Origin of the sequence: Streptomyces tritici (assembly GCF_048500665.1) — a bacterium.
Classification (GTDB): domain Bacteria; phylum Actinomycetota; class Actinomycetes; order Streptomycetales; family Streptomycetaceae; genus Streptomyces; species Streptomyces tritici.
Map to the genome: position 1 here is coordinate 2,287,066 of NZ_CP183183.1, position 21,456 is coordinate 2,308,521.

15 protein-coding genes are annotated in these 21,456 nt (G+C 75.2%); 9 read left to right on the plus strand and 6 right to left on the minus strand.

The features are described from left to right. Positions 1 to 290 precede the first annotated feature (290 nt). Positions 291 to 1,616, plus strand: coding sequence for an IS701 family transposase (locus ACNJ93_RS10570; protein ID WP_418957118.1), 1,326 nt, complete (start codon positions 291 to 293; stop codon positions 1,614 to 1,616). A gap of 175 nt (positions 1,617 to 1,791) precedes the next feature. Here the strand turns inward: ACNJ93_RS10570 and ACNJ93_RS10575 are convergent, their stop codons facing one another. Continuing rightward, positions 1,792 to 3,759 (minus strand): helix-turn-helix domain-containing protein, encoded by a 1,968-nt coding sequence (locus ACNJ93_RS10575; RefSeq protein WP_418957119.1) that lies wholly within the window; start codon positions 3,757 to 3,759, stop codon positions 1,792 to 1,794. Positions 3,760 to 3,953: 194 nt separating this feature from the next. Between ACNJ93_RS10575 and ACNJ93_RS10580 the strand changes: the two genes are divergently transcribed. The 7 genes from ACNJ93_RS10580 to ACNJ93_RS10610 all read left to right on the plus strand — a co-directional run bounded on the left by ACNJ93_RS10580 (position 3,954) and on the right by ACNJ93_RS10610 (position 13,871). Next, the gene (locus tag ACNJ93_RS10580; protein ID WP_418957120.1) at positions 3,954 to 4,436 is read left to right on the plus strand and encodes a GNAT family N-acetyltransferase; all 483 of its coding nucleotides are present in this window, start codon (positions 3,954 to 3,956) and stop codon (positions 4,434 to 4,436) included. Between the two features lie 129 nt (positions 4,437 to 4,565). Then, positions 4,566 to 6,563 carry an FAD/NAD(P)-binding protein gene (locus tag ACNJ93_RS10585; RefSeq protein ID WP_418957121.1) on the plus strand — a complete coding sequence of 666 codons (1,998 nt, stop codon included), beginning with the start codon at positions 4,566 to 4,568 and terminating at the stop codon, positions 6,561 to 6,563. After that, positions 6,560 to 7,969, plus strand: coding sequence for a 3-carboxy-cis,cis-muconate cycloisomerase (gene pcaB / locus ACNJ93_RS10590; RefSeq protein ID WP_418957122.1), 1,410 nt, complete (start codon positions 6,560 to 6,562; stop codon positions 7,967 to 7,969). Before ACNJ93_RS10585 ends, pcaB begins: the two co-directional genes overlap by 4 nt. Continuing rightward, positions 7,966 to 9,345 (plus strand): MFS transporter, encoded by a 1,380-nt coding sequence (locus tag ACNJ93_RS10595; RefSeq protein WP_418957123.1) that lies wholly within the window; start codon positions 7,966 to 7,968, stop codon positions 9,343 to 9,345. Before pcaB ends, ACNJ93_RS10595 begins: the two co-directional genes overlap by 4 nt. Beyond that, on the plus strand, positions 9,338 to 11,452 hold the full coding sequence (locus ACNJ93_RS10600) for a molybdopterin oxidoreductase family protein (protein WP_418957124.1): 2,115 nt from the start codon (positions 9,338 to 9,340) through the stop codon (positions 11,450 to 11,452). The genes ACNJ93_RS10595 and ACNJ93_RS10600 overlap by 8 nt, the downstream gene beginning before the upstream one ends. After that, positions 11,449 to 12,762, plus strand: coding sequence for an FAD-dependent oxidoreductase (locus tag ACNJ93_RS10605; protein WP_418957125.1), 1,314 nt, complete (start codon positions 11,449 to 11,451; stop codon positions 12,760 to 12,762). The genes ACNJ93_RS10600 and ACNJ93_RS10605 overlap by 4 nt, the downstream gene beginning before the upstream one ends. Further along, complete coding sequence (locus ACNJ93_RS10610) at positions 12,759 to 13,871, plus strand: NAD(P)/FAD-dependent oxidoreductase (RefSeq protein ID WP_418957126.1); 1,113 nt, start codon at positions 12,759 to 12,761, stop codon at positions 13,869 to 13,871. The genes ACNJ93_RS10605 and ACNJ93_RS10610 overlap by 4 nt, the downstream gene beginning before the upstream one ends. A gap of 221 nt (positions 13,872 to 14,092) precedes the next feature. Here ACNJ93_RS10610 and ACNJ93_RS10615 read toward each other — a convergent pair whose 3' ends face one another. The 5 genes from ACNJ93_RS10615 to ACNJ93_RS10635 form a co-directional block, all read right to left on the minus strand. Further along, on the minus strand, positions 14,093 to 16,033 hold the full coding sequence (locus ACNJ93_RS10615) for an anthranilate synthase family protein (RefSeq protein ID WP_418957127.1): 1,941 nt from the start codon (positions 16,031 to 16,033) through the stop codon (positions 14,093 to 14,095). Continuing rightward, complete coding sequence (locus ACNJ93_RS10620) at positions 16,030 to 16,656, minus strand: isochorismatase family protein (protein WP_418957128.1); 627 nt, start codon at positions 16,654 to 16,656, stop codon at positions 16,030 to 16,032. The genes ACNJ93_RS10615 and ACNJ93_RS10620 overlap by 4 nt, the downstream gene beginning before the upstream one ends. Positions 16,657 to 16,708: 52 nt before the next feature. Further along, the gene (locus ACNJ93_RS10625) at positions 16,709 to 17,491 is read right to left on the minus strand and encodes a 2,3-dihydro-2,3-dihydroxybenzoate dehydrogenase (protein ID WP_418957129.1); all 783 of its coding nucleotides are present in this window, start codon (positions 17,489 to 17,491) and stop codon (positions 16,709 to 16,711) included. A gap of 35 nt (positions 17,492 to 17,526) precedes the next feature. After that, positions 17,527 to 18,702 carry a 3-deoxy-7-phosphoheptulonate synthase gene (locus ACNJ93_RS10630; protein ID WP_418957130.1) on the minus strand — a complete coding sequence of 392 codons (1,176 nt, stop codon included), beginning with the start codon at positions 18,700 to 18,702 and terminating at the stop codon, positions 17,527 to 17,529. A gap of 384 nt (positions 18,703 to 19,086) precedes the next feature. Continuing rightward, positions 19,087 to 19,629: an SRPBCC family protein gene (locus ACNJ93_RS10635; protein ID WP_418957131.1), complete on the minus strand. Its 543-nt coding sequence runs from the start codon at positions 19,627 to 19,629 to the stop codon at positions 19,087 to 19,089. Positions 19,630 to 19,868: 239 nt separating this feature from the next. On the opposite strand from ACNJ93_RS10635, the gene ACNJ93_RS10640 reads away from it, so the two are divergent. Then, entirely contained in the window at positions 19,869 to 21,455 is a 1,587-nt protein-coding gene (locus ACNJ93_RS10640) for a carboxylesterase/lipase family protein (protein WP_418957132.1), read from the plus strand. Position 21,456: the final 1 nt, after the last annotated feature.

A 21,456-nucleotide genomic window follows, 5' to 3' on the forward strand; every position in this document is an offset into this window, starting at 1 on the left:
GGTCAAAGCCGGCCGGCGGAGTCTGTCAGATGCCTTCGGCAACTGTCATACCGGAGCCCGGTGGTGGTGGCCCCACCACACAGGCGAGTGCTCCGGGCACATGCGCGGGCACCATCGGCGACGAACGGAACCCTTCCGACCGCTCCCGCCGGCGGCCCCTGGTGGTCCGGCCACCATCGGGCCGCGAAGACGGGTGCCGGGTCCACCTCGTGCCGCAGGGGCCCGGGACGGGACGGTGGAGGGGCAGCTTGAGGGAGCTGCCCAACCTTGGCAGGAGAGTCGTGAGTGTCGTGAGCACCCCCGTCGCAATCTCGAAGACGACCGTTCCGCACCCCCCGGGACTGCTTCCGCCGGGAGCCCGGTCCGGGGGGATCTCCGCCCCCCGGCACACCGAGCGCGCCGTACCCGCCCGCACCGCGACGGCGCCGGCCGCGGCCGGGTCGCCCGGACTCGGCGACGCGGTGGCCGACGAGGTCTTCGGCGAACTGTCCGCCGCGCTCTTCACCGGGTTCCCGCGCCGGGACCAGAAGCTGAAGGCCGAACAGTACTTACGGGGCCTGCTGACCGCGCAGGGCCGCAAGTCGATCCGCAACATCGCCGCGCAGTACGGCGGCCCCGCCGCGGAGCAGAGCCTGCACCACTTCATCTCCAGCTCGACCTGGGACTGGCGGCCGATGCGGGCCGCGCTGGCCGGGTTCCTGGAGCGCAGCAGCTGCCCGCAGGCGTGGGTGGTCCGCTCGATGCCCATCCCGAAGGCCGGGGAGCACTCGGTGGGCGTGGACCGCAGCTTCGACCCGGAGCGCGGTCAGGTCTTCCGGGGCCAGCAGGCCTTCGGCGTGTGGTTCGCGGCGGAGGACCTGAGCGTCCCGGTCAACTGGCGGCTGTTCCTGCCCGATCCGTGGGTGAAGGACCGCACCCGCCGGGACCGGGCGGAGGTGCCGGCCGGGGCCGGGGAGGAGACCCTGGAGGAGTGCGCGGTCGCCTCGGCGCTCGAGGTCGCCCGCTGGAAGGACGTCACCCGCAAGCCGGTGCTGCTGGACATCCGCGGCGGCGCGGGGCGCGGGGCGCTGAACCGGCTGGCGTCGGCCGGGCTGCCGGTGGTCGCCCGGATCGGGGCGACCTGCCGGCTGATGGTCGCGGACCGGGCGCTGCCCGGCTTCGGCGCGGGTCCGCTGCCCGCCCAGCAGATCCTGGAGTCGCTCAAGGCGCTGCGCCGGCCGGTGAGCTGGCTGGACATCGCCTGCGGCGGCCGCACCTCGCGCACCTCGCTGGCCACGGCGGTCCGGGTCGCGCTGCCGGGCGCGGTCGGCGAACGGCCTCGGGCCATGCTGCTCGTGGGCGAGTGGGACGATCCGCGGCGGCCGCTGACCCGGATCTGGCTGACCGATCTGACCGGGGTGCCGGTCGGGCAGGTGCTGCGGCTGACCAAGCTGACCCGGCGCGTGGAGCGGGACTTCACGCACGTCGGCGAGGGAGCGGGGCTGCGGGACTTCGTCGGCCGCTCGTTCCGCGGCTGGAACCGGCACATCACCCTGGCGTCCGCGGCCCACGCGGTGACCGTCCTCGCCGGCAACGGCGGCGAGGCGTACCGGCCGGCGGCCCGTCCCACCGGCTGACACCCGCGAGCCGCCCGACCGGCTGACGCCCGACCGGCTGACACCCGCGGGCCGCCCGACCGGCTGACGCCCGACCGGCTGACACCCGCGGGCCCGCCGGGCCCGTGCGCCGCCGGCCGGCGGCCCGTCCGGCACCCGCCGTCCGCCGGCCCGTCGTCCGCTAGACCGTCGTCCGCTAGACCGTCGTCCCGTCCCGGCCGCCGCGTTCGGCCGGGGCGGTGCGCTGCTGGACCAGCACGTCGCGGGTGCGCTGGAGGCGCAGGGCCAGCTGGACCTCCAGGACGCGGCCGGGTTTGTGCCAGTCCGCGCCGAGGAGTTCGCCGATCCGGTCGAGACGGCGGGAGACCGTGTTGGGGTGGACGTGCAGTTCCTCGGCCGCGTTGGTGGGGCTGCCGCCCGAGGCGAAGTACGCCTCCAGCGTGCGGGTCAGATCGGTGAACCGCTCGGCGTCGTAGGCGAGGACGGGCCCGATCGCGGACTCGATGAAGCCGTCCACGTCGTGGTCGTCGGAGAGCAGCAGGCCCAGGAAGCCCAGGTCCTGCACGGAGGCCGCCGAACCCGCCCCGTTGAGCGCGGTCAGCGCGTCCAGGCAGCGCATCGCCTCCTGGTACATCCGGGCCACCCCGTCCGCGTCCCGGCCGGGGCCGGCCGCGCCCACCGAGACCGGGTGGCCGAGCAGCGGCGTCAGCTCGTCGGAGACGGCGCGGGCGGCGGCGGAGGCATCGGCCCCGGGCAGCAGCAGCACGACGCAGCCGCCGTGCACCGTCTTCAGCCCGGACATGCGGTACGCGTACGAGGACGCCCACACGACCGCCCGGCCCTGCTCGCCGCCCTCGGGTCTGGCCACCACCAGCACGTGCGGGGCGCTCAGGTCGATGCCGAGGCGCCGGGCGCGCTGCATGATCTGCTGGGGCGCGTGCGGGGTCTCGCTCAGCAGGTCGTCGAGCAGCTCGTCGCGGACGGGGCCCTCGGCGACGGCGGTGGAGCGGCGCATCAGGAGCAGGAACGCGACGGACTGGGCGGACAGTTCGAGCAGCCGCTCGTCCTCCTCGGTCAGCCCCGTCGCGGTGCGTATGACGAGCACGCCGAGGTCCTCGGAGCCGGCGATGACCGGCGCCACCCACGTGTTCTCCCCGGTGACCACGGGTCTGCGCCCGGCGTGGGCGTCCAGCGACGCCTTCGCCACGGCCTCCTCGTCCAGGTCGTCGAGCTCGCCGCCCGAGACCAGGGCCCGGCCGCCCGGGTCGCGGATCAGGACCGTGCCGTCGAGCGCGTCGCCCGCCGCCTTCGCCACGTTGCACAGGTCGCCGCCGGACAGCACCAGGTTCATGATGCGGCTGTGCGCCTCGCTGACGTAGCGCATCCGGGTCAGGCTGGAACGGGTGCGGGAGCTGTCCAGTTCGAGCTCGGTGACCTCGGCGCGGGTCTGGTCGAGCAGGCCCGCCTTGACGATGGCGACCGCGGCGAGGTCGGCCAGCGAGCTCATCAGGCCGATCTCGTCCGGCGTGTAGTGCCGCACATGGCGGTCGGACCCGTACAGCGCGCCGATCGTGGTGTCCCCGTTGCGCAGGGGCACCGCCATCACGGCGCGCAGCCCCTCGGCGCGGACCACGTCGTCGATGGCGTCGTCGTGCCGGAACCGGTCGTCGGCGAGGTAGTCGGCGGACCAGGCGGGAGCGCCCGCCGCGTGCGCCACACCGCCGATGCCCCGGTCGTCGGGCAGCCGCAGCCCGGCGAGCAGGGCGGTGGTGCTGCCCTCGGCGGTGCGGATGTACGAGACGCCGCCGGGGGCGCGCAGGCACACGTACGCCAGGTCGAAGTCGATCAGGCCGCGGGCCCGCCGGGTGATGATCCGCAGCAGCCCGTCCACGTCGTACGGGAACGTGAGGTCGCGGGCCGTGTCGACGAGCGCGGCGAGACCCGCCTCGCGCTGCTCGCGCCGCCCGGCCGAGGCGGCGATGGCGCGGGCCAGCCGCACGCCCCGCTCCAGGCGGGCGAGCCGCGCCGGCGTCGTGCCCGAGCCGCGCACGCGGTGCAGTAACTCGTCGAACTCCCCCGGCGGGGCCTGCCGGGCGAGCAGTTCGAGCACGGCCAAGAGGCCCGGCTCCTCCGTGTCGTGCTCCGCCGCCCCGTCCCTGTACACGCACTGCCCCCACTGTCGTCCCGCATCGAAAGGCCGTCGGCCCCCGGCTCCCCGCCGGTTCCAACGGCCGGCCACGGTCCGGTGTTCCCCGGTCCGCGGGGCGCCACCCGAAGGCGCCGCTCCGCTTCTCCTTTCTCCCGTGAATTTGTCACTTTCCCCTGGACGGGACGGAATCAGCCCCTAAGGTGACTGGCGTGAAAACGGCGCCGAACGCGTCGGCCGAGTTGATCGACGTGAATCCGCATGATCCGGCCATGGCCGAGGACATCTCCCCTTTGATACGGACCCTGCGTCCCTCTCTGAGCGAAAACGCTTTCCGCGAGTTCGCCGAAGAGGCCCACCGCCAGGGCCTCGTGTTCACCGCCGCGTACGACGCCGACGGGCGCTGTCTCGGCGTCGCCACGCACCGGCTGCTCGCGACCAGCCGTGGCCGGATGCTCTGCGTGGACGACCTCGTCACCGCACCGAACCGCAGGTCGGCGGGGGTGGGCACGCAGTTGCTCGCCGCCCTGGCCGAGCGTGCCCGGCAGGCCGGCTGCACCGCCGTCGAACTGGACACCGGCACCGCGAACCACCGCGCGCAGCGCTTCTACACCGCCCGCGGCCTGCGGTTCACGGCCCTTCACTACGCGCTCGACCTGACGGACGACTTGACCGACCCTGATTCGCTTCGTTGACCGTTCGCCGGGCCGCTCACGAGGATTTCGTCACCGAGGAGAACCCACACCCGCAGGTCCGCACATTTTTCGACGTTCTCCCAGCCACGAAATTCACTCGACCACAGCGCGAAAGCGCGGGGAGTCCCCATGAAGAGCGGTCACGCGGAAGTCTGCATCGTCGGTGCCGGCCCTCGCGGTCTGTCCGTCCTGGAGCGGCTGTGCGCCAACGAGCGCCTCGCCCCCAGCCGTACGAGCCTGGTCGTCCACGTCGTCGACCCGGCCGCACCGGGCGCGGGCGCCGTCTGGCGGGCCGAGCAGTCGCGCCACCTCCTGATGAACACGGTCGCCTCGCAGGTCACCGTGTACACCGACGACAGCGCCCGCATCGAGGGTCCGATCGAGCCCGGACCGAGCCTGTACGAATGGGCCCGCCAGCTGGCCGCCGCCGCGGACGCGGGCGCCGCGCCGGAGGGCTACGACGAGGCCACCCTGGAGGAGGCCCGCCGGCTCGGCCCGGACGCCTACCCGTCGCGCGCCTTCTACGGCCGCTACCTGCACGACGCGTTCCAGCGCGTGGTGGCCCGCGCGCCCGGCCACGTCACCGTGCGGGTGCACCGCTCCCGGGCGGTCGCCATGGCCGACACGCACGGCGTGCCCGGCGGCCCGCAGGGCGTCCGCCTGGAGGACGGCACCCGGCTCAACCACCTGGACGGCGTCGTCCTCGCCCTGGGCCACGTGCCCGCCCGGCTGACCGCCCGCGAGGCGCGCACGGCGAGCCTGGCCCGGATCCACAACCTGCGCTACGTCACCCCGGCGAACCCCGCCGACCTCGACCTGAGCTGCGTCGAGCCGGGCCAGCACGTGCTGCTGCGCGGTCTGGGCCTCAACTTCTTCGACCACATGGCGCTGTTCACCGCGGGCCGCGGCGGCGTCTTCGAGCGCCGCGACGGCCGTCTCGTGTACCTGCCGTCCGGCCGCGAGCCGAAGCTGTTCGCGACCTCGCGGCGCGGGGTGCCGTACCACGCGCGCGGCGAGAACCAGAAGGGCGCCTTCGGCCGGTACCTGCCGCGGCTGCTCACCCCGGAGTTCATCACGGAGCTGCGCTCCCGGTCGGTGGACGGCCGGCGGGTCAACTTCGCCCAGGACCTGTGGCCGCTGATCTCCCGCGAGGTGGAGAGCGTCTACTACGGCACGCTGCTGGAGTCCCTGGGGCGCGGCGCGGAGCGCGAGACGTTCACCGACCGGTACCTCGCCACCGCCGACGACACCGAACGCGCCGCACTGACCGCGGAGTTCGGCATAGCCGAGCCGGACCGCTGGGACTGGGAGAAGCTGTCCCGGCCGTACGGGGAGCGGAAGTTCGCCTCGCGCGACGAGTTCCGCGACTGGCTGCTGCGCCACCTGGAGCAGGACGTCGCCGAGGCCCGCGCCGGCAACGTGCACGGCCCGCTGAAGGCGGCCCTGGACGTGCTGCGCGACCTGCGCAACGAGGTCCGGCTCGCGGTGGACCACGGCGGCCTGGAGGGCAACTCGCACCGGGACGACCTGGAGGGCTGGTACACGCCGCTCAACGGCTTCCTGTCGATCGGCCCGCCGGCCTCCCGCATCGAGGAGATGATCGCGCTGATCGAGGCGGGCGTCCTGGAGGTCATGGGCCCCGGCACGCAGATCCGGCTCGACGCCGCCGCCCCGTCGTTCGTGGCGCACTCCGGCACGGTGCCGGGCCCGCCGGTCCGGGCGGCGGTGCTGATCGAGGCGCGGCTGCCGGAGCCGGACCTGCGGCGCACCGACGACCCGCTGCTGCGGCACCTGCTCAACACCGACCAGGCCGCCCCCTACCGGATCGCCGGCGCCTGCGGCACGAGCTACGAGACCGGCGGCCTGGCGGTGACGGAGCGGCCGTACCGGATCGTCGACGGCCGCGGCCGGGCGCACCCGCGCCGGTTCGCGTACGGCGTGCCGACCGAGTCCGTGCACTGGGTCACCGCGGCCGGGATCCGGCCGGGCGTGGACTCGGTGACCCTCGGCGACTCCGACGCCATCGCCCGCGCGCTGGCCGCGTTGCCGCCGGCGGCGCGGGTACCGGCCGGGGTGCGGCCGGTGGACGCCGCGGACGAGGACGACCTCGCGGGCGTGATCGTGTGACCGCCCACCCCGTCCGGCCGCACGACGACGCGGGGCTGCTGTCCCCGGTACGGGCCGGCGTCCCGGCCGAGGCGGCGGTCGGCGACCCGGCGTGGCTGCAGGCCATGCTGGACGCCGAGGCCGCGCTCGTCCGGGCGCAGGCCCGGCTCGGCACGGTGCCCGGCTCCGCCGCGCGCGCGATCGGCGCGGCGGCCCGGGCCGGCCGGTTCGACGTGCGGGAACTGGCGCTGGCCGCACGGGAGACCGCGAACCCGGTCGTCGGCCTGGTCCGGGAGCTGACCCGGCTGGTGGCCGCCGAGGACCCGGAGGCGGCGGAGTACGTCCACCGGGGCTCGACCAGCCAGGACATCCTCGACACGGGCGCGATGCTGGTCGCCTTCCGGGCGCTGCGGCTGATCCGCGCGGACCTGGCCCGCACGGCGGCGGCGCTGGCCGCGCTGGCCGAGCGGCACCGCGACACCCCGCTCGCCGGCCGCACCCTGACGCTGCACGCCGTGCCGACCACCTTCGGGCTGAAGGCGGCCGGCTGGCACGCCCTGGTGGTGGACGCGGAGGCTCGGCTGGCCCGCGTCCAGGAGTCCCTGCCGACCTCGCTCGGCGGGGCGGCGGGGACGCTGGGCGGGTATCTGGAGTACGCCCGCCTCGCCGCGCCCGGGGACTTCGACGCGGAGACGTATCTGCAGGACCTGGGCGCCGCGTTCGCGGAGGAGACCGGGCTCGCCGAGTCGGTGCTGCCGTGGCACGCGCTGCGCGGCCCGGTCGCCGACCTCGCGGGCGCGCTGGCCTTCACCGCCGGGGCGCTCGGCAAACTCGCGGTCGACGTGCAGTCGCTGGCCCGCACCGAGGTCGGCGAGGTCGCCGAGCCGGCCGGGGCGGCGGGACGCGGCGCGTCCTCCGCGATGCCGCACAAGCGCAACCCGGTGCTGGCCACGCTGATCCGCAGCGCGGCCCTCCAGGTGCCCGCGCTGGCGGCCGTGCTGACGCAGTGCCTGGTCACGGAGGACGAGCGCTCGGCGGGCGTGTGGCACGCCGAGTGGCAGCCGCTGCGCGAGGCCCTGCGCCTGACCGGCGGCGCGGCGCACACCGCGGTCGAACTGGCCGAGGGCCTGGAGGTCCGCGCCGACCGGATGCGGTCCAACCTGGCGCTCACCGGCGGCCAGGTCGTCTCGGAGCGCGTCGCCGCGGTCCTCGCCCCGCGCCTGGGCAAGGCGGAGGCGAAGGCCCTCCTGACGCGCGCCTCGGCACGGGCGGAGGCGGAGGGCCTCCCCCTGGCCGAGGTCCTGGCGTCGGCCCCGGAACTGTCCGGGGCACCGGCGCGGGAGGAGCTGACCCGGCTGTGCGATCCGGCGTCCTACGTCGGCGCGGCCGGTTTCCTGGTGGACACCTCACTGAAGGGCGAACGATGAGTGCCGGGCGCCGTACGCGGTGGATCGAGGACTGGGATCCGGAGGACGAGGCGTTCTGGGCGGCCGAGGGCCGCCGGACCGCCCGCCGGAACCTCGTGCTGTCGATCGCCTCCGAGCACATCGGCTTCTCCGTGTGGAGCCTGTGGTCGGTCCTCGTGCTGTTCCTCTCCCCCGACATCGGCTTCGCCTTCACCCCTGGCGAGAAGTTCCTCCTCGTCGTGACGCCGACCCTGGTCGGGGCGGTGCTGCGGCTGCCGTACAGCCACGCCGTGGCCCGGTTCGGCGGCCGGAACTGGACCGTGTTCGCCACCCTCCTGCTGCTCGTGCCGACCTCGCTGGCCGCGTACTTCGTGCAGCGGCCCGGCACCCCGCTCTGGGTGTTCCTGCTGATCGGCGCGCTCGGCGGCGTCGGCGGCGGCAACTTCGCCTCCTCGATGACCAACATCACCGCCTTCTACCCGCAGCGCTACCAGGGCTGGGCGCTCGGCCTGAACGCCGGCGGCGGCAACCTGGGCGTCGCCGTGGTCCAGCTGCTGGGCCTGCTGGTGATCGCGACGGCCGGGGACACCCATCCCGCGTACGTGGCCGCCGTGTACCTGCCGCTGATCGTGCTGGTCGCGCTGTTCGCCGCGCTGAGGATGGACAACGTCGCCGCGGTGCGGCGGGCCGGCGGCGGACTCGCGGAGGCCGCCCGCCACCCGCACACCTGGTGCATCTCGGTGCTGTACATCGGCACGTTCGGCTCGTTCATCGGCTACGGCTTCGCCTTCGGGCTCGTCCTGCAGACGCAGTTCGGCTCGACGCCGCTGGAGGCCGCCTCGTACACCTTCCTCGGGCCGCTGCTCGGCTCGCTGGCGCGGCCGTTCGGCGGCCGGCTGGCGGACCGCTGGGGCGGCGCGCCGGTGACGGCGCTGACGTTCGTGGCGATGGGCGCCGGCACGGGCGTGCTGCTGCTCGCCACCCGGCTCGACTCGTTCGCGCTGTTCGTGGCCGGATTCACGGTGCTGTTCGTGCTCACCGGGCTCGGCAACGGCTCCACGTACAAGATGATCCCGGCGGTCTTCGCGGACCAGGCGGGCGAAAAGGTCACCGAAGGCGCCGACGCGGCGGACGCGTTCGCCCGCGCGCGGCGGCTGTCCGGGGCGGTCATCGGCATCGCCGGCGCGGTGGGCGCGCTCGGCGGGGTCGGCGTGAACCTGGCCTTCCGCGGGGCGTACGGATCCGAGGGCGGCAGCGGCACCCCGGCGTTCCTGGCCTTCATCGCCTTCTACGCGGTGTGCGTGGCGCTGACCTGGGCGGTGTACCTGCGGCCCGCCCGCGACGGGTCGGACGGGGTGCGGCGGCCGGTGCGGACCTCGGGGGTCACGCGTGTCTGAGGGACGCATCGCGGGCGCGGTGCGCACGCACTGCCCGTACTGCGCGCTGCAGTGCGGGACGGAGCTGCGCGCCGCGCCCGGCGGCTCGGTGACCGTCGAGCCGGCGGACTTCCCGGTCAACCGGGGCGGCCTGTGCCAGAAGGGCTGGACGGCTCCCGAGGTCCTGTCGGTACGGGACCGGCTGCGCACGCCCCTGGTGCGCGGGGCGGACGGGGCGCTCGCCCCGGCCGGCTGGGACGAGGCGCTGGACCTGGTCGCGCGGCGGCTGAGGGAGATCCGGCGGGAGTCGGGCCCCGACGCGGTCGCCGTGTTCGGCGGCGGCGGGCTGACGAACGAGAAGGCGTACCTGCTGGGCAAGTTCGCCCGCCTGGCGCTGGGCACCAGCCGGATCGACTACAACGGCCGCTTCTGCATGTCGTCGGCGGCGGCCGCGTCCAACGCGGCGTTCGGGGTCGACCGGGGGCTGCCGTTCCCGGTCACGGACCTGGGCGAGGCGGACGTGGTGCTGCTCGCCGGGGCGAACCCGGCCGAGACCATGCCGCCGCTGATGCGGCACCTGGACCGGCCGGCGCTGATCGTGGCCGACCCGCGCCGCACGCCGACCGCGGCGCGGGCCAAGCTGCACCTGCGCACCGCGCCCGGCACGGACCTCGCGCTGGCCCTCGGGCTGCTGCACACCGCCGTGCTGGAGGGCCTGGTCGACGAGGCGTACGTGGCGGAGCGGACCCGCGGCTTCGACGAGGCCCGGAGGCACGCCCTGGCCTGGTCGCCGGAGCGCACCGAACGCGTCACGGGCGTGCCCGCCGCCGCGCTGCGCGAGGCGGTCGGGCTGCTGGCCGGCGCGGACCGGGCGTACATCCTGACCGGGCGGGGCGCGGAACAGCACAGCAAGGGCACGGACACGGTCGCCGCGTTCGTGAACCTGGCCCTGGCGCTGGGGCTGCCCGGCCGGGAGGGCGGCGGCTACGGCTGCCTGACCGGCCAGGGCAACGGGCAGGGCGGCCGTGAACTGGGCCAGAAGTCGGACCAGTTGCCCGGCTACCGGTCGATCTCCGATCCGGCCGCGCGGGCGCGGATCGCCGAGGTGTGGGGCGTGCCGGAGTCCCGGCTGCCGGGCCCGGGGCCGAGCGCGTACGAGCTCCTGGACTCGCTGGGACGCCCCGGCGGGCCGCGCGCCCTGTTCCTCGCCGGTTCCAACCCGGTGGTCTCGGCGCCGCGCGCCGGGCACGTGACGGAGCGCCTGGCGTCCCTGGACCTGCTGGTCGTGGCGGACTTCGTCCCCTCGGAGACGGCGCGGATGGCGGACGTGGTCCTCCCGGTCGCCCAGTGGGCGGAGGAGGAGGGCACCCTCACGAACCTGGAGGGCCGGGTGCTGCGCCGCCGCGCGCTGCTCGCCCCGCCGCCGGGCGTCCGCACCGACCTGGAGGTCCTCCAGGGCCTGGCGGTCCGCCTGGGCGAGCCCCGCGACCACTACCCCACCGACCCGCGCGCGGTGTTCGACGAGATCCGCCGCGCCACCGCGGGCGCCCGCGCCGACTACTCGGGCGTCAGCTACGCCCGCCTGGACGCCGGCGAGGCCCTGTACTGGCCGTGCCCGGCCGGCCCGGCCGCGAGCGACGGCGACGGGCGGCCGCACCCCGGCACGCCCCGGATGTTCCTCGACCGCTTCGCGCACCCCGACGGGCGGGCGCGGTTCGCCGCGGTCGCGTTCCGCGAGCCGGCGGAGCCCGTGTCCGAGGCGTACCCCCTGGTGGCGACCACCGGCCGCGTGCTGGCCCACTACCAGTCGGGGGCGCAGACCCGACGCGTCGCCGCGCTCGGGGCCGCGGAGCCCGAGGCGTTCGTCGAGGTGCACCCCGACACCGCCCGGCGGTTCGGGCTCGTCGAGGGCGGGCTCGCCCGGATCGGCTCGGCGCGCGGCTCCACCGTCGCCCGGGTGCGGTTCGCGGAGGGGCTGCGCACCGACACCGTGTTCCTGCCGTTCCACTTCGCCGGCGACCAGCGGGCCAACCTGCTCACCAACCCGGCGCTCGACCCCGTCAGCCGCATGCCGGAGTTCAAGGTCAGCGCCGTCCGGATCGCCCCCGAACCGGAGGCCGCACCGTGACCGCCCCGATCGTCGTCGTCGGCAACGGCATGGCCGCGCACCGGCTCGTCGAGCGGCTCGCCGCGTTCGGGCACGCCGGTCCGGTGACCGTGCTCGGGGCGGAGCCCCGGCCCGCGTACCGGCGGCCGCTGCTGCCCTGGGTGCTGGCCGGCGCGCTGCCGGGCGAGGCGCTGGACCTGCCCGCCGCGCCGCCGGGCACCACCGTCCGCACCGGCGTCGCGGTCACCGGCGTCGACCGCGTCGCGAAGACCGTGACCTGCGCGGACGGTTCGACCGTGCCGTACGGCACGCTGGTCCTGGCGACCGGCGCGCGGCACGCCCTCGGCGGCACCGTCCGCCCGGCGCACGGCCGGGTGGCCGTGGTCGGCGGCGGCGTCCTCGGCGTGGAGACCGCCGCGCTGCTGCGCCGCCGCGGCCACGAGGTGCTGCTCGCGCACGCCGGGCCGTACCCGATGCACCACGCGCTCGACGAGGACGCCGGCGGGCTGCTCGCCGCGCACCTGACCGGGCTCGGCGTCGAACTGCGCTGCGGCACACGGGTGGCGGCGGGCGGGACGCTCGGCGCGGACACCGTGGTCCGCTGCACCGGCGGCGCGCCGGAGACCGCCCTGGCCCGCGCGGCCGGGCTGCCGGTCCGCCGGGGCGTGGTCGTCGACGGCTTCCTGCGCACGGACGACCCGGACGTGTACGCCGTGGGCTCCTGCGTGGACGGCACGGACGGGCTGCTGGCGAGCGCCGCCGCGCAGGCGGAGTACCTCGCCGCCCGGCTGACCGGCCGCGCCGAGGGCCCGTACACGGCCCCGCCCACCCTGCTGCGGCCCCGGCTGCCGGGGCTGGACGTGGCGGTGCTCGGCGCCCCGGCCGGCGACGGACCCGACGAGGTCGTGACCTTCGCCGACCCGGCGGGCGGCCGGCACGCCCGGCTCGAACTGGCCGGCGGCCGGCTGCGGTACGCCGTGCTCGTCGGCCTGCCGGAGGCGATCGCCGCGGCGGGCCAGCTGTACGACCGCGGCCTCCCGGTCCCGGCCGACCGCCTGGCGCTGCTCCTGGGCAGCTCCCCCGCGGCCGAGGACGACCCCGAGGCATGGCCGGAGGCGCACGTCGTCTGCCACTGCAACAACGTCACCAAGGCCGATCTCGCCCACGCCTGGCAGACCGGCGCCCGCACCCCCGACGCCCTCGCCACGGCCACCCGCGCCACCACCGGCTGCGGCGGCTGCGGCGACAGGCTCCGCGCCCTCTGCGGCGTCCTGGAGCGCCGGGGCGCGGACACCGAACCCGCTTCCCTCCGCCTGGAGACCGTCCGATGAACCGCACGCTCGTCGTCGCCGGACACGGCATGACCGGCCACCGGCTGCTGACCGAGTTCGCCGAGCTCGGCGGCCTCGGGGCCTGGCGCGTGGTCGTGGTCGGCGAGGAGCCGACCGCCGCGTACGACCGGGTGCGGCTGTCGACCGCGCTGGCCGGCGGCGACCCGCGCCCCCTGGTGCTGGAACGGCACGGGGCCGGCGTGGAGGTGCGCGCGGGCACGGCCGTGACCGGGATCGACCGGGCGGCCCGGGCGGTGCGCTGCGGGGACGGGACGGCGCTGCGGTACGACGCGCTGGTCCTGGCCACCGGCTCGCGGCCGTTCGTGCCGCCGTTCCCCGGGCACGGTCTGCCGTGCGTGTTCCCGTACCGCACCGTCGCCGACGTCGCCGCGATCCGCGCAGCCGTCCGGCCGGGCCGGGAGGCGGTGGTGGTCGGCGGCGGGCTGCTGGGCCTGGAGGCGGCCGACGCGCTGCACCGGCTCGGCATGCGGCCGCACGTGGTCGAGCCGGGGCCGGGCCCGATGCCGCTCCAGCTGGACGCGGCCGCGGGCGCGCAGCTGGCCGCGCTGCTGGACGCGCGCGGGGTGACCACGCACTGCGGCACGGGCATCGCCGGGGTGGCGGACGGGGGGCGGACGACGCTGGCCGACGGCACGGAGATCGACGCCGCGCTCGTGGTCGTCGCCGCCGGGGTCCGTCCGCGCGACGAGCTGGCGGAACCGGCGGGGCTGCCGCGCGGCGAGCGCGGCGGTTTCCTCGTCGACGAGCGGCTGCGCACCCCGGACGAGCGGATCTGGGCGATCGGCGAGTGCGCCGCGGTCGCGGGCCGCTGCCACGGCCTGGTCGCCCCGGGGTACCGCATGGCCGAGTCGGTCGCCCGCCAGCTGCTCGGCCTGACCCCGGAGCCGTTCGCCGACACCCCCGTCCCCACGCGGCTGAAGCTCCCGGGCGTCGCGGCGGACAGCTTCGGCGACGTGCACGCCCGCACGGCCGGCGCGATGCAGTTCGCCGAGTCGGACCGCCGGCACGGCCGCTACCGCAAGCTCGTGCTCGCCGCCGACGGCCGCACGGTCCTGGGCCGCGTGGAGGTCGGCCCGGCCGGCTCCTGACACACACACCGCGAAACCCCCTCCGCCGGCCGAACCACGGCTTGGAGAAGGGGGTTTCGTCATGCCCGGGAACATTCGCCATGCCCGGCAAGGCGAACGCCCCGGTAAGGCGACCGGCCCGGGTAAGGCGACCGGCCCGGGAAAGGCGAACGGCCCGGGAAAGGCGAACGGCCCGGGTCCGCGGCCCGGAGGAAGGCCGCGACCCCGGGCCGCGCGTGCGGTCAGAGCGCCCCGGCGCCCTGCCCGGCGAGCGGGGCGGCTCCCAGGCCCTCCCGTCCCGCCGCCGTCACCAGCCCGCCGAGGAGCGTGCCGACGATCCGCGGCCCGTCCTGGGTGAGCACCGACTCGGCGTGGAACTGCATGGAGGCGAAGCGCTCGGCCCGCATGGCGTGCACCTCGCCGGTGTGCGGATCGCGGCTGAGCTCGATCCGGCCGGCGCGGGGGCTGTGCAGGTGGTCGGCGGAGCAGCGGGCGGCGAAGGTGTTGTAGAAGCCCACCCGTTCCCTCCTGCCGAACAGGTCGATCTCCTTCTGCACGCCCTGGTTGGGCACGTCGCGGCGGGCCAGTTCGAGGCCGAGCTGCAGCGCCAGCGTCTGGTGGCTGAGGCAGACGGCGAGGAACGGCCGCCGCTCGTCGAGCAGCGTGGCGATCGCCTCGCGCAGGTGCGCGATCTTCGGATGGCCGGTCTCCCGGGGGTCGCCGGGGCCGGGGCCCATGACGACGAGGTCGTGGCCGTCGAAGGAGTACGGCTCGTCGAACCGCCGCACCTCCACCTCCGGGCCCATCGCCCGGACCTGACGGGCGATCATGGCGGTGAAGGTGTCCTCGGCGTCCACGATGAGGATCCGCTTGCCGGCCAGCAGCGGGTCGGGGCGGCCCCGCTCCGCGTCGTCGGCGAGCCAGAAGCCGGCGAGGCCGGTGTTCCGCTCGGCGAGCGCGGCCCGCACGTCCGGGTGGCCGCGGAAGCGGCCGGCGCTCTCGTCCGGGGTGAGCGCGGCGATCAGCGACGCGGCCTTGGCCCGGGTCTCGGCGCATTCGGAGACCGGGTCGGAGTGGCGGACCAGCGTCGCGCCGACGCCGATCCGGACCTTCCCGGCGGCGTCGATCTCCGCGGTGCGGATGAGGATCGCCGAGTCCATCGCGTGCGCGCCCTCGGCGTCCCGGCCGAGCAGGGCGACGACGCCGCTGTAGTAGCCGCGGCCCTCCGGCTCGTACGCGGCGATGACGCGGCAGGCGCTCTCCAGCGGGGAGCCGGTCACGGTCGGCGCGAACAGCGTCTCGCGCAGGATCTCGCGCGGGTCGCGGGAGGTGCGGCCCTCGATGAAGTACTCGGTGTGCGCGAGCCGGGCCATCTCCTTCAGGTACGGGCCGACGACCCGTCCGCCGGACTCGCAGATCCGGCCCATCATCTTCAGTTCCTCGTCGACGACCATGTACAGCTCGTCGGTCTCCTTGCGGTCGGCGAGGAAGTCGAGGACGCCCGTGAGGGTGGGGCCGGTCGGCGGGTAGCGGTAGGTGCCGCTGATGGGGTTCATCACGGCGGTGCCCGCGTCGAGGCTGACGTGCCGCTCGGGGGACGCGCCGACGAAGGTGCGGTCGCCGGTGTGGACGAGGAAGGTCCAGTACGCGCCGGCCTCCCGCTCCAGGAGCCGGCGGAAGAACGCGAGCGCGCACGGCAGCCCGTAGTCGGTGATCTCGGCGGTGAAGGACCGCTTGACGACGAAGTTGGCGCCGACGCCGGTGCCGATCTCGTCGGAGACGATCCGGCGGACGGTGTCCGCGTACGCCTCGTCGTCGGTGTCGGTGCCGAAGCCGCCGCCGGCGAGCCGGATCGGCACGTCGGGCACGGCGCGCAGGACGGCGTCCAGGGGGACGGTCTCCTGCTCGGCGACGGTCATGGCGAGCAGCGGCGCGCCGTCGTCGGCGCAGGCGTAGCCGCGTTCGGCGATCTGCCGGTAGGGGACGACGACGAGCAGGTCGTGCCGGGCGCCGTCGCCGGCCTCCGGCAGGGGCAGCTCCGCGAGCGTCGCCGGGGTGGTGACCGGGCCGGTGAGCAGGTCGAGCGCGCCGGGCCCGGTGGGGCTCTCGGGGCGGTGCAGCAGGGCGAACGGCGGGGCGTCGGGGCCGAGGACGCGGCCGAGGAGGCCCGGGGCGGGGGTCATCCGAGCACCTGCTTCGCGGTGGTGACGACGGCGCAGCGGCGGGCCGCGTAGTCGATGGTCTGCCAGTGGTCGGCCTCCGTGAAGTCGCCGAGGGCGTCGGCGACCAGGAAGGTCCGGATGTCGTTGGTGTACGCCTCGATGGCGGTGGCGAGCACGCCGACGTGCGCGTACACCCCGCAGACGATCAGCTGGTCGCGGCCCTGGAAGCGCATCCGGTCCAGCAGGTCGGTGCGGAAGAAGGCGCTGTAGCGCCACTTGGTGAGCAGCCAGTCGCCGGGGGCGGGGGCCAGCGGCTCGACGATCTCGCGGTCGGCGGGGGTGGCCTTCATGCCCGGGCCCCAGAAGTCGGCGAGCAGCCCGCGCTCCTCGGGCGTCATGCTGCCGGGCTGCGCGGTGTACGCGACGGGGATGCCGGCCTCGGCGCAGCGCTCGCGCAGTCCGGCCGCGTTGGCGACGAGTTCGTCGCGCAGCGGGGCCGGGAAGGGGGCGAGGAAGTATCGCTGCATGTCGTGGACGAGCAGCACCGCGCGGTCCGGGTCGACGGACCAGTTCGGGGTGGCGGGCGGCAGGGCGCCGGCCGTCGGCAGCGGGTAGGCCTCAATGGGCGGTATGCCGGTGGCCATGACCGTCCTCTCGTGACACGTGACTGAATTCTGGAGATGCGCCGGTGCCGGCTCAGGCGCCGAGCGACGCGCCGCCGTCGACGGTGAGGTCGTGCAGCGTGATGTGCGCGGCCTGGTCGGACAGCAGGAACAGCACGGCGGCGGCGACGTCGGTGGGCAGCGCGAGCTTGCCGAGCGGGATGCCGACGCGGAACGCGTCGGGGCGGCCCTCGATGGTGCCCCGGGGCCCGGACTCGTCGTGCCACATGGAGCTGAGCATCGGGGTGTCGGTGGAGCCGGGGGCGACCAGATTGCAGCGGATGCCGTACTGGGCGACCTCCAGGCCGAGCGACTTGGTGAACATGGTCGCGGCGGCCTTGGAGGCGGCGTACGCGGCCATCTCGCTGCGCGGGGTGGCGGCGGCGTTGGAGGCGACGGTGACGATGGCGCCGCGGCCGCGCGGGATCATCCGGTCGACGACGGCGCGGGAGACCTGGAAGACGCCGGTGGCGTTGACGGCGAAGGTGGCGGCCCAGTCCTCGTCGCTGAAGGTGCGGACGGGGCCGAGCCGCAGCACGCCGGCCGCGTTGACCAGGTGGTCGAGGGGGCCGAGGCGCCGCTCGGCCTCGTCGACGGTGGCGGCGACCTGCGTGGCGTCGGTGACGTCGCAGGGGAACGCCTCGACGTTCAGGCCGTCGAGGACGAGCGCGGCGACCCGCGGCTTGAGGGCCGCCTCGTCGCGGTCGACGGCGGCGACGGCCGCGCCGCGCTCGGCGAGCGTGCGCACCACCGCGGCGCCGATGCCGCCGGCGGCGCCGGTGACGAGGGCGGTCGTGCCGCGCAGGGACTGCTCCATGGTCGGGGCCTCCTTCGGAAGGGCGGACGGGCGGTTCACGCGTGCCAGGCGGAGACGACGGAGACGGCCTGGCCGGGGTTGAGCCGGGGGTCGCAGAAGCTGGTGTAGCGCTCGCCGCAGCGGGCGAGGTGCTGCTCCTCGTGGACGCACTCGGTGACGTCGTCCGGGGTGGTCTCCAGGTGCAGTCCGCCGGCGACGCCGCCGCCGGCGAGCACGGCGCGCCGGAAGGCGGTGATCTCCTGCTCGACGACGCCGGTCAGCCGGGTCTTCAGGCCGCTGCCGGGGTCGGTGACGGTGTTGCCGTGCATGGGGTCGCTGAGCCAGGAGACCGGGTGGCCGGCGGCGCGGACGGCGGCGACCAGGGGCGGCAGCCGGTCGGCGACCTTGTCGGCGCCCATGCGGGCGATGAGGGTGAGCCGGCCGGGCTCCCGGTCGGGGTCGAGCCGCTCGGACAGGGTGAGGATCTCGTCGGTGGTCATGCTGGGGCCGACCTTGCAGGCGACCGGGTTGGCGACGTCGGCGAGCAGCGCGACGTGGGCGCCGTCGACCTGGCGGGTGCGCTCGCCGATCCACGGGAAGTGGGTGGAGGCGAGGAACAGCCGGCCGTCGTCGTCGCGGCGGCACATGGGGACCTCGTAGTCGAGGAGCAGGGCCTCGTGGCTGGTCCACACGGGCGGGTCGATGGCCGGGATGTTGGCGGGGCGGCGCCAGCCGAGGTGGCGGATGACGTCGTCGGCGGCCATGTAGCCGGTGAGCAGCCGCAGCGGGTCGGGGCGGCGGCTCTCCTCGTCGGGCTCCGGGCCGTTGACCATGTGGCCGCGGTAGACGGGCAGTTCGACGCCCTCGACCAGCTCGGTCGGTTTGGACCGGGGCTTGGCGAACTGGCCGGCGATGCGGCCGATGCGGACGACGGGGGTGTGGGCGCCCATCTTCATGGCGCCGGCCAGCAGGTCCAGGACGGCGACCTTGCGGGCGACGTGGGCGGCGGTGGACTCGTCGGGGTCCTCGGCGCAGTCGCCGGCCTGGACGACGACGGCCTCGCCGGCCGCGACGCGGGCCAGGTGCGCGCGCAGGGTGCGGATGTCGCGCGGGGTGACGAGGGCGGGCCGGGCGGCGAGCTCCTCGCGGACCCGTTGCACCTGCGAGGCGTCCTCCCAGTCGGGCTGTTGCAGGGCCGGCCGCCGGCGTATGTCGAGCAGCGTGTTGTCCACGGTGGTCTCCTAGGGAAAAGGGGAGGCGGTGGAGCGGGCGTCGATGGCGGTGCTCGGGGCTGCGGCGCGGGCAAGAGGGCCCGCCGGCCGTGGCGGCGCGTCGAGCGGGCGGCGCCTCCCCGGAATTCCTCCGGGATCATCCGATGCGGCGGGCGGTCCGGACAAAGGATCGGAAGGGACTAAGTCAGGTAACCGCGGCGGCCGAACGGGGTTCTCGCGGGGGCTTCCGACAGGACGGCCACGAGCCCGGTACGGGCCTTCTCCGGGCCTTGTACCGGGCGTTCTCCGGGTGTTCTCCGGGCGTTGTACGGATGCGCTCTGCGTTTCGTACGGGACGGACGGGGCCGCGGAACGGCGCGGACGGCGCCGTTCCGCGGCGGTGGCTCAGGCTTTTTCGACGATGGACTTGATCCGCTCGAGCGTGGAGGCGACGTCGCGCTTCATCTTCTCGGTCCAGTCGGCGATGAATTTGCGCTTGTCGTCCTCGTCCATGTTCTTGGTGATCTCGTGGATTCCGGGTGAGGCCCAGCCCATGCGGAAAGTCTGGCTGAGCCGGCAGCCGTCCTCCTGGGGCTCGATCTCGAAGGACCAGACCAGCTCCTGCGGTTCACCGGTCTTGGAGTGGATCTTCCAGCGGAAGGCGCGGCCGGGTTCGGTGGCGACGACCTCGGACTTGGTGTGCCAGACGCCGCGGATGAGCGGGGCCCAGGAGACCACGTCGTCGGCGCGGAAGTTCTCGCCGCGGAAGACGGAGCCGACCTTCCCGGGTTCGCCGGAGATCCACTCACCGTCCCGGAGTTCGGTGCTCCACTCGGCGTGGCGCTTCATGTCACTGACGGTCGAGTAGATCTCTTCGGCGGTGGCCGCGACGTGAATCTCTGCGCCCAGTTCGAAAAGCGGGCGGGAGTCCAGAATCGACTTTGTCATGTCCCCGGATCCTGCCGATGTCCGGACGGCCGGGACAAAGGCGCTCCGGGGAATCCGTCAGGTCCCCGGCCGGGTCCGCGCGGACCTGACTGAGTACGCCGGGCGGCATTGGCCCCGGTCGGCGGCTCGGGCACGATCGCGCCGTCCTGGTTCGCCATGACCGTGCGGCACCTCTGTTCCTGACATTCCGTTCTTCGCCGTTTCGCCTTTCGCCCTTAGCCCACCGGGGGAGTTCGTTCATGTCCCATTCGGGAACCGTCCACCCGGGAAGCGCCCGGACCGTCGTCACCCGCATCAGCTCGGGTCTGATCTCCGGAGAGCGGTCGGACGGACTCTGCGTCTTCCGCGGAGTGCCGTACGCGGCCGCCCCGGTCGGTCCGCTGCGCTACCGCTCGCCCCGGCCGGCGCCCGAGTGGCGCGGCGTCCGGGACGCCACCGCCTTCGGCCCGGTCTCGCTGCAGTCCTGGCTGCCCGGCTCGTCCGAGGACAGCCTGTACGCGAACGTGTGGACGCCCGACGTCAAGGGCTCCCGGCCGGTGCTCGTGTACATCCACGGCGGCGGCTGGTTCCTCGGCGCGGGCAGCGAGCCCGACTACGACGGGGCCCGGCCCGCCGCGCACGGCGACATGGTCGTCGTGACCTTCAACTACCGTCTGGGCGCCCTGGGCTTCGGCCTGCACGAGCACCTCCTCGACGAGGAGACGGACGGCTGCTCGAACTGGGGCCTGCAGGACCAGGCGGCGCTGGTCCGCTGGGTGCGGGAGAACGCGGCGGCCTTCGGCGGCGACCCGGACAACATCACCGTCGCCGGCACCTCGGCGGGCGGCTCGTCGGCCTGGCAGCTCGCCCTGATGCCGGAGCTGCGCGACACGATCCGGCGGATCGTCCCGGTCAGCGTCAAGCACGTGTGGCGTCCGGCGAGTTCGGCGAGCCCGGCGGAGTCCCGGGAGACGTTCGAGCTGCTGGCCCGCGGTCTGGGGGTCACGGTGCGGGGCCTGCGCGAGGTGCCCGCGCCGCTGCTGAAGGACGCCTGGGAGAAGATCTTCTCCGGTCCCCCGGCGGGCCGCGACGTCAGCGCCTGGCGCGAGTACCAGGGCCCCGTGGTGGACGGCCGCTGGATGCGCGGATACGACTTCGAGCTGCCGACCCCGGACGTGCCGACGATGGCCGTCTACACCCGGACCGAGGGCACCTTCTTCACCACCGGCCCCGGCTACCCGTACCAGGGCCCGCTGCCCGCCGACGAGGCGCAGCTGCGCGCCGCCGTGCGGGAGGTGCTGCTCAAGGGCGCCGTGACGGTCACCGACGACCAGGTGACCGCCGCGGTCACCGCGTACCGGGAGGCCGCCCGGGCGGACGGGCTGCCGTCGGACCCGGTGGGGCTGTGGAGCGCGATCTGGGGCGACGCGCTGTTCCGGTACCAGATCACCCGGCTCGCGGAGCGGCACGCCACGGAACGGCCGGACGTGCGGGGCTACTTGATGGAGTTCGCGCACCCGGTGGCGCCGCCGCTGACCGGCACGCCGCACGAGGCGACGTCGAAGTTCCTGTTCGGCTCGTACGCGAACGAGGTCAACGCGCCGCACTACGGCGCCGGTCCGCAGGAGAGGCTGGTCTCCGACACGCTGATCGAGCTGGTCGCCTCCTTCGCCCGCGGCGAGGCCCCGAACAGCCCGCACGCCCCGGCCTGGCCGGTGTTCGCACCCGGCCGGCCCAGCACGATGATCCTCGGCGGCAAGTGCGTCGCCGAGGTCTCCGAGCGCAGCGCGCTCCCGCAGCTCGCCCACTGGGACACCGCCGGCTGGGTCCCCGTGCCGCGCCCCTGAC

Bases quoted from the DNA above. Each gene is read 5' to 3' on its own strand.
- ACNJ93_RS10625 (WP_418957129.1), bottom strand. From the start codon at position 17,491: ATGGAGCAGTCCCTGCGCGGCACGACCGCCCTCGTCACCGGCGCCGCC.
- ACNJ93_RS10635 (WP_418957131.1), bottom strand. From the start codon at position 19,629: ATGACAAAGTCGATTCTGGACTCCCGCCCGCTTTTCGAACTGGGCGCA.
- ACNJ93_RS10610 (WP_418957126.1), top strand. From the start codon at position 12,759: ATGAACCGCACGCTCGTCGTCGCCGGACACGGCATGACCGGCCACCGG.
- ACNJ93_RS10640 (WP_418957132.1), top strand. From the start codon at position 19,869: ATGTCCCATTCGGGAACCGTCCACCCGGGAAGCGCCCGGACCGTCGTC.
- ACNJ93_RS10620 (WP_418957128.1), bottom strand. From the start codon at position 16,656: ATGGCCACCGGCATACCGCCCATTGAGGCCTACCCGCTGCCGACGGCC.
- ACNJ93_RS10595 (WP_418957123.1), top strand. From the start codon at position 7,966: ATGAGTGCCGGGCGCCGTACGCGGTGGATCGAGGACTGGGATCCGGAG.
- ACNJ93_RS10585 (WP_418957121.1), top strand. From the start codon at position 4,566: ATGAAGAGCGGTCACGCGGAAGTCTGCATCGTCGGTGCCGGCCCTCGC.
- ACNJ93_RS10615 (WP_418957127.1), bottom strand. From the start codon at position 16,033: ATGACCCCCGCCCCGGGCCTCCTCGGCCGCGTCCTCGGCCCCGACGCC.